Origin of the sequence: Christiangramia marina (assembly GCF_048285865.1) — a bacterium.
In the GTDB taxonomy this organism is placed as follows: Bacteria; Bacteroidota; Bacteroidia; order Flavobacteriales; family Flavobacteriaceae; genus Christiangramia; species Christiangramia marina.
In genome coordinates this window covers 1-6,130 of sequence record NZ_JBLVTK010000007.1, presented here as the reverse complement: position 1 = coordinate 6,130, position 6,130 = coordinate 1, and the positions used below count along the sequence as shown (strand labels likewise).

At 32.0% G+C, this 6,130-nt stretch carries 7 protein-coding genes; all 7 read left to right on the top strand.

Annotated elements, in window-relative coordinates; translation table 11 throughout:
- Nucleotides 1–282: 282 nt before the first annotated feature.
- The 7 genes from ACNKXS_RS15020 to ACNKXS_RS14990 all read left to right on the top strand — a co-directional run bounded on the left by ACNKXS_RS15020 (nucleotide 283) and on the right by ACNKXS_RS14990 (nucleotide 5,996).
- Nucleotides 283–1,470 (top strand): GAF domain-containing sensor histidine kinase, encoded by a 1,188-nt coding sequence (locus ACNKXS_RS15020; protein WP_417921588.1) that lies wholly within the window; start codon nucleotides 283–285, stop codon nucleotides 1,468–1,470.
- Nucleotides 1,471–1,616: 146 nt separating this feature from the next.
- Nucleotides 1,617–2,504 carry a carboxypeptidase-like regulatory domain-containing protein gene (locus tag ACNKXS_RS15015; protein ID WP_417921587.1) on the top strand — a complete coding sequence of 296 codons (888 nt, stop codon included), beginning with the start codon at nucleotides 1,617–1,619 and terminating at the stop codon, nucleotides 2,502–2,504.
- A gap of 151 nt (nucleotides 2,505–2,655) precedes the next feature.
- The gene (locus ACNKXS_RS15010) at nucleotides 2,656–3,084 is read left to right on the top strand and encodes a hypothetical protein (protein ID WP_417921586.1); all 429 of its coding nucleotides are present in this window, start codon (nucleotides 2,656–2,658) and stop codon (nucleotides 3,082–3,084) included.
- 51 nt (nucleotides 3,085–3,135) lie between these two features.
- Nucleotides 3,136–3,426 (top strand): hypothetical protein, encoded by a 291-nt coding sequence (locus tag ACNKXS_RS15005; protein WP_417921585.1) that lies wholly within the window; start codon nucleotides 3,136–3,138, stop codon nucleotides 3,424–3,426.
- A gap of 90 nt (nucleotides 3,427–3,516) precedes the next feature.
- Nucleotides 3,517–3,840 carry a hypothetical protein gene (locus tag ACNKXS_RS15000; RefSeq protein WP_417921584.1) on the top strand — a complete coding sequence of 108 codons (324 nt, stop codon included), beginning with the start codon at nucleotides 3,517–3,519 and terminating at the stop codon, nucleotides 3,838–3,840.
- 145 nt (nucleotides 3,841–3,985) lie between these two features.
- Nucleotides 3,986–5,281 (top strand): erythromycin esterase family protein, encoded by a 1,296-nt coding sequence (locus ACNKXS_RS14995; RefSeq protein ID WP_417921583.1) that lies wholly within the window; start codon nucleotides 3,986–3,988, stop codon nucleotides 5,279–5,281.
- Nucleotides 5,282–5,450: 169 nt separating this feature from the next.
- A complete protein-coding gene (locus tag ACNKXS_RS14990) occupies nucleotides 5,451–5,996 on the top strand; it encodes a hypothetical protein (protein ID WP_417921582.1) in 546 nt (181 codons plus the stop codon).
- Nucleotides 5,997–6,130 lie beyond the last annotated feature (134 nt).

Here is a 6,130-nt window from a genome sequence, read left to right as displayed (position 1 = left end):
ATTATCATTGTTGACGGAATCTTTGAGTTCCCACGGTTCATTTAATCTTATTCCTCTCTTTAGTTCTTTCTGTTTATACAATCAAAATTTAGAAAAATTAAACTTAAGACGGTTCATCGCCAATAGACGGTAATGTTAGAAAGAAAATAATTAACTTGACCAACAAACCAACACTAAGCCGACAAATCCGCATCCCTTACTCCGCCAACTGGCGATAACCGAGACCGTTGCCAACAATTTTAAGTTTTGTTTTGTACTTTTAAAAAAAAGTAAAGTTTTAATATGAACAAAAATTTAGGCGTTGATATTCAACATGATATAGAAAACATCAATCATATTTCTTCTATTCCTTCCATGCTTAACGTTATTTGTCAAACTACAGGAATGAGATTTGCAGCAGTAGCAAGAGTTACTGATACAAAATGGGTCACATGTGTATCTCAAGACGATATTAATTTTGGATTAAAACCGGGAGATGAGTTAGAATTGGAAACTACAATCTGTAATGAAATAAGACGGCATACAAATCCCGTAGTTATTGATAATGTTTTGGAGGACCAAGATTATTGTGATCATCATACACCAGCCAAATATGGTTTCAAAAGTTATATCTCATTTCCGATTTATCGTAAAAATGGGAGTTTCTTTGGCACATTATGCGCAATTGATCCTGAACCTGCTAAACTTGATAATGACCAAACCAAAAATTTATTTCAACTCTATACTGAATTAATATCATTTCATTTAGAATCTATTGAAGAATTAAATTACACGAAAAATATACTTAAGGAAGAAAAAAAGAATGCAAAACTTCGTGAAACCTTTATGGCTGTTCTTGGGCATGATTTGCGTAATCCTTTAATGAGTACAAGGCTCTGTGCAGATATTTTATTACAAAAAGATATTAATGAAGATGCAAAGAAATATGTAAGTTCAATTAAGTCAAGTTCCTTTAGAATGCAGGAATTAATTGATAACCTCTTAGATTTCACGAAAAGTGAATTAGGACAGGGTATATCATTAGACCTTGAAAAAAGTAATGATAAATTAGAAAACGCATTAAAACAGGTAATACAAGAAATTGAAACTACTGATTCAACTCATGAAATCATTCCAGTTATCAGTTTTAACAAGCAGATAAGTTGTGATACTAACAGAGTTAGCCAATTATTATCAAACCTCCTCAGTAATGCTGTAAAACATGGTTTTCCCTCTACTCCTATCTATATAAATGCCAATAACTCAGAAGATCAGTTTGTTCTGGAAGTTATAAATTTTTCGAACCCTATTCCCGAAAACACCATTAATGATATTTTTAAACCATTTACCACAACCAATTCAGAAACTAAAAAAGATGGATTAGGATTAGGGCTATATATAGCTTCTGAAATTGCTAAAGCACATAATGGCAAATTAGAGGTAACATCCGTAAAAGATAAAATTAACTTCAAATTTAGTATGCCGTTATAAAACTATTGGCAACAACGGTTAATCGCCAATAAGCGGTAGCGTAAGTGAGAAATTAATTAACTTGGTCAACAAACCAATACTAAGCCGACAAATCCGCGTCCCACACTCCGCCAACTGGCGATAAACGAGACCGTTGCCCACAATATATGACAAGAAAGCTACTTATAATTATTGGACTCATCAGCTTCCAATTTTCAATTGCTCAAATTCAAGGAACAATTATTAATTCTGATACTAATCAGTCCATTTCATTTGCAAGTATTTGGATTGAGAATACAAATATTGGAACCACATCTGATAGAAATGGAGTATATCAACTAGACAAGACTGACAACTCAAATATTGTTGTTTTTTCAGCTATGGGGTATCAAACCCAACGTATTGAATTTGATTTATTAAAAGATAGTATACGATTAGAATCAATATCAGATCCATATCCTAAACTTGAATACTTAAATAGTTCTAGAAATAAGAAAAGAAAAACTAGTATTGGTAAATACGACAAAGCGAAAACTAAGAGATTTTTTGGAGCAGGTAATTTACCTGGGATAACAGCGCGATTTTTTGAGTATAATAATTCATATTCCAAAACACCGTTTTTAAATGAAATTTCTATCCTTACCAGTAGTGATATTCCTAGAGCTAAATTTTTAATAAAATTGTTTAAAAAGGACAGCATTGGTAACCCAGGAGATTACATATACCATAAAAATATAATTGGCGTAACACGCCGTGGTAAAAGATCCACTAAAATAAATCTTTCGGATTTGAATATAAAATTTCCAGAAGAGGGTCTTTTTGTCGGATTAGAGTGGTTAATTATAGAAGATAACAAATTTCAATATTCATATATATCACCGGGCAAGAAGGGACAATTAACAGATATATCATATGAGCCAGCATTCGGAATGATTTCGAGTTCGACTTTAAATAATTCGTGGAGTTTCTTTCAAGGTCATTGGACTAGAATTCCGAAAGATCCAAGAAACCACGAGTTCAACCATTTAGCAATAGAATTAGAGTTATCAGACTAATATACTGTGGGCAACAACGGTTAATCGCCAATAGACGGCAACGTTAGAAAGAAAATAATTAACTTGATCAAAAAACCAATACTAAGCCGACAAATCCGCGTCCCCTACTCCGCCAACTGGCGATAACCGAGACCGTTGGCAACAATTTTTAATGAAGAAAAGTCACCAAAAAATTCTACAAGAATTAAAAAATTATCTAGAGCAGAATCCTACATTGAGATTTAATCAAGCTCTATTTAATCTTCAAATAAATCAAAAGGCTGAACTTGATAATAAAGTTGAAACAAATCCTTATCTAAGGGATAATTACATTGATTCCGATTCTGAAGTTATTTCCAGAATTCATCATCAACTAGAATGGTTTAAACTTCAAGAAAAAGTAAACAAAGCAGTATTAAAATCTTCAAATTTGAAAGGTCAAACTGTAAACGAGAGATTATTCCTAACTGGATTAACGGACGACTTTGAAAAGTTTAAAAAATCAAACAAGGAATATGCAAGATTTATTTTAGAACAGTTAAAGGTAGATACACCTTCAATTAATAAAATTTTAAATACTGAAAAAAATAGATATGATTAATGACATCAATTTACTAAAAGAATTCATTAAAGGGTTTATGGCTATGGGAACTTGAAAAGTGATTATTGGTTTATTGGAATGGAAGAAGCAGGTGGAGAAACATTCCAAGAAATAAATTCTAGATTAGAAGAATGGAAAAAAGCAAATAAACCAATTCTATTAGATAATTACGAATTCCACACAAGTATTCGAAATGCCGATGGAAAAAACTTTGAATTTCTTTTTAACGGTGGGCGTCAAGCAACGTGGGAAGGATTAATTAAGTTAATCTTAAATTATGAGGAAAAGGAAAATATAGATCCCTCATCCGTCAAAAATTACCAAGCTTCAGAACTTGGCTGAAAGAACTCTAACAACTGTTTACTTGAAGTTTTGCCGTTACCATCTCCTTCAACATCCACATTCAATTATTCTGAGTGGACAAACGGCTACTTGAAATCCAGACAGGATTATAAAGAATCAATCCAGGATTTAAGAAGAGATAAATTAAAAGGTTTGATAGCTAAGGAGGAACCTGAGTTTGTCATTTTCTATAGCTCAAACAAAGAGTATTATAACTATTGGTCAGCAATTAGCGAGACTAACTTTAAAGAAATTGATCCAATTATAATTAATGAGAAAAATAATCTTAAGGTGAAAATCGCAAAAAAACAAAAAACATTTGCGGTAATACATCATCCTACTGCATTTGGTGTTAGAAATAGGTACTATAAAGAGGTTGCAAAGGAAATAAAAACAGTTGCCAACAACGGTTAATCGCCAATAGCCGGCAGCGATACATAGAAAATAATTAACTTGACCAACAAACCAATACTAAGCCGACAAATCCGCGTCCCTTACTCCGCCAACTGGCGATAACCGAGACCGTTGTGCAAAATTTTAATGAAAAGTCGAACTATAAATGAGATATTTATTAATTGTAATTTTATTTCTAATAACTACAACAAGTTTTTCTCAAAACAAAAAAACAGTTAATTGGATAAACGAAAATTTGATAAAAATTGAAGATTCAAACCCTGATTCTTCTCCAGAAAATTTCATTGGTAGTATTCCTGACAAATTTGAAAACTCAAAAATATTCGGATTTGGAGAAGCAACTCATCACGGTAAAGAATTTTTTAATTTAAAAGCAAAATTCTTTAAATACTTAGTCCTCAATAACAACGTAAAGGCTTTTTTGATGGAAGAATCTTATCCAGCAGAGTCGGCAATTAATGAGTGGATAGGCGGAGGAAAAGGAGACATAAGTACTATCGCAGACAATTTCAGCATTCTTCCATGGAGAACACAAGAAGTTGTGAATCTTTTAAAATGGATGAGAAGTTATAATTTGAATAAACCTAGAGAAGAACAGATTCGTTTTTATGGAATTGATATTCAAAATGTTCAAGGTATTAACATAAAAATCCGTGAGTTTGCAGAAACGCAAAATATTTCAATTGATGAAAATTTACTTTCTGTATTAGATAGATGCGTAAATAAAAGGGTTACCTACAACGCTACATCCGATTGGGCAGATAAACATAACCCAGAACTTCAAAAAATTAAAAATATAATTCTAGATTTTCAGATTAAATCTTCTGGTATTTCAGATAAAGAAACTAACGATGTTGTTAGATCTTTAGACTATTTAAAGGACTACACTTATTATGTTCAAAATAATGGTAGTAATGTTCGAGACTTGAAAATGTTTGAAAATGCTGAATATATTATTGATAGCCTTACCAAAAACGGGAAAGCATTTATTTGGGCACATAATGAGCATATAAACAATCTTGAAAGAATTTCATACGGAAGCGGTTGGACTAGTCTAGGCGCACATTTAAAAGAACGATATAAAAATGATTATTACAGCATAGGATTCGATTTCGGAGTAGGCAATTTATTAGGATATGTAGTGGAAAAAAACAAACCAGATCATTGGGAAATTTTCACGGTCGATAAACCTTTCAATAGAACATATTCAAAAACGCTATTTGAAGCGAATGCGAATATCTTTTTTCTAGATATAAATAAACTATCGCAAGACGATGAAATTGATTTCTTTAATAAGAAAGAGAAACAATTAATTTTAGGAGGGCCCGGATATAATCCTAAAGATTTTCATTTAATACCGAAAAAGATTTCAGAAATGTATGATGGATTAATCTTTGTAAAAAAGATTTCTGTGCCAGATTATAATTTAGAGAATCTATAAAACTTTGCACAACATCGGTTCACCGCAAATAACGGGTATTTTCGAAAAAGTGTATTTTTAGAAACCAGAAAAGAAAATAATTAATCCGACAAGTCCGCGCACCTACTCCCGCAACTTGCGGTAACCGGGACCGTTGGTAGCAAGCTAAGAATAATCCAAAAAAGTACTAATGCCTAGAACCAAAAACGAAAAATCAATAGAATGGCTGATTAAAAACTATATGCCGTTTTTTGACAAATTTGGTATGGAGGAACAAAATATTCGAAGCTACTACGAAGAATGGAAAGTTGAGTTCAGCACTAGCATTAATGATTTCCTATGGCATATATTCAACACACTTTTACACGAAAATGCTACGCAATCAAAAGATTTGGAGAGATTCTACAAAAGAAACATTGAAATATATTTCGAAATACTTTATCTACGAAGAAAAATAGAAGGAAAAGCGGCAAATGAAATTCAACAGTGTTTGAATAGAAATAAGTTACAATTACAGTTTGAATCTTCAAATTTAGAATTAAATGTTATCGTTGCAACTACTAAAGATTGTGAGGCTTGTAAAGAAATTTATAATAAAGAGTTCCCAATAAGAGATGTTATTAAAAGTGATGTAATTCCATATGAGAATTGCAAAAGGAAAATAGGTTGTGCATGCGTATACACCTTTGAACCTATCCGGGACGAAAACGACAATTTAATAAGAAAATCAAAGTAAAACGCCAGCTGCCAACAAAGAACTAAGGTAAAATCCTAGTACTTTTAAGCTAATTTCGACATATAATTTTCCTGGTAATAGGTTCCTGATTTTGCAATTGCAAATGCTTGCTTTAGCAGCTTATTACATACTGC